This is a genomic window from Pseudofulvimonas gallinarii (genome assembly GCF_004343305.1).
Taxonomy (GTDB): Bacteria; Pseudomonadota; Gammaproteobacteria; order Xanthomonadales; family UBA2363; genus Pseudofulvimonas; species Pseudofulvimonas gallinarii.
This window is the reverse complement of record NZ_SMAF01000056.1, coordinates 1-1463: the sequence shown is the minus strand read 5'-3', so window position 1 is coordinate 1463 and position 1463 is coordinate 1. Positions and strand designations below refer to the sequence as shown.

The following is a 1463-nucleotide window of genomic DNA, read 5'->3' as shown; positions in this document are numbered from 1 at the left end:
GAGGTCGCACGCTGCAGCAGTCGCGCGTCGAAAGCACTGATGAGTGCCACCCAGGCGCAGGACGACAGCCGGATCCGCTCGGCGATGGTCAATGCCTACCAGGACTCCTTCCGCAAGTGTCCCTGGGACGACCCGTCCTACTACCGCTGAGGCTCGCCATCGAGACCGCCATGCCGCGCCGTACTTCTCCGCTCCTGCTGATTGCCGTGCTTGCGCCCGCCGCCCGGTCGGCGATCATCGTCGTCAACATCCTCGACGACGAACACAACGGCGACGGCGACTGCTCGCTGCGCGAGGCCGTGCTGGCCGCCAACACCAATGTCGCCGTCGATGCCTGCGACGCCGGCCACAACAGCGGTGCCGGCGATCTCATTCTCTTCGTTCCCGCACTCATCGGCGGCGAAATCCAGATCAGCCAGAGTCTGGTCGTCACCCAGTCCTTGAGCATCGTGGGCCTCGATGGGCTGACGCTGCGTCGTACGTCCGCCCCGAACATGATCGTCGTCGACATGGCCCATCCGGCGCATGACTTCGCGTTGTCCAGCCTCTCCCTCATCGACGGCCAAGGCGGACCGGAGACAGGCTCCGGAAGCGCCGTTCAGCTGCGCCAGGTCGACCAGGCAACGCTGTCGGACGTGGTGATCAGGAACAACGCGCGCCCCGCCGTCGGCCGCTGGTGGTACGACCATCCAGACAAGACGGTGAATGAGCTGACGATCGAGGACTGCACGTTCGAAGACAATCGCGCCACGCCGGGGGGGCCGGGCGGGCGCGGCGGCGGTGCCGTCGTGCTGCACAGGGTTCCCCAGGTAACGATCGCATGCAGCGTTTTTCGCCACAACGGACCCGAGGGCCACGGCCCGGGTGGCGCGCTGCGGCTGGTGGACGCCGGCAGCACGGTCATTACCGATTCGCTGTTCGTCGGCAACACCGGCCGCCCGGGCGGTGCAATCCAAACCCAGGGAACCGTCGCTGGCGCCACGCTCTCGGTGATCCGGTCGACCTTCATAGGCAACCGGAGCGGCGGCCCGACGTCATTCGGAGGCGACATCTACATTGAAAGCCCGGTCAACGCCCAGATCGTCAACAGCACCTTCTACGACACGCGCAACGCCATCCATGTAGCCGAAGACAGCTCGGCCGCGATCCGGCACGCGACGTTCATCGGCAACACCGGTCGGGCCAGTTTCATCAGCAGCGCGTCGACGGGCCTCGCCAGCCTGTCCCATACCGCCCTTTTCGGCAGCGATGGTCAACCGCTGTACACGCATCACGACGGCGGCTCGATCAGGTCCAGCGGCTACAACCGCTTCCAGCAGGGCGATGACAGTTGCGACCTGGTCGCGACCGACCCGTACCTCGCCGACCCGATGTTGTTGCCGCTCGGGAATTACGGCGGTGCCGCCCCGGTCATGCTGCCGCGCATCGACAGCGTGCTGATCGACGTGGCGGGCACCGCGTGC

Annotated in this window: 1 protein-coding gene; it reads left to right on the top strand. The window is 66.5% G+C overall.

Translation table 11 applies throughout. From position 1 onward, the window contains the following. Window positions 1–116 precede the first annotated feature (116 nt). Window positions 117–1463 (top strand): right-handed parallel beta-helix repeat-containing protein (locus EDC25_RS14600; RefSeq protein ID WP_132577806.1); only part of this gene is annotated, 1347 nt, incomplete at its 3' end.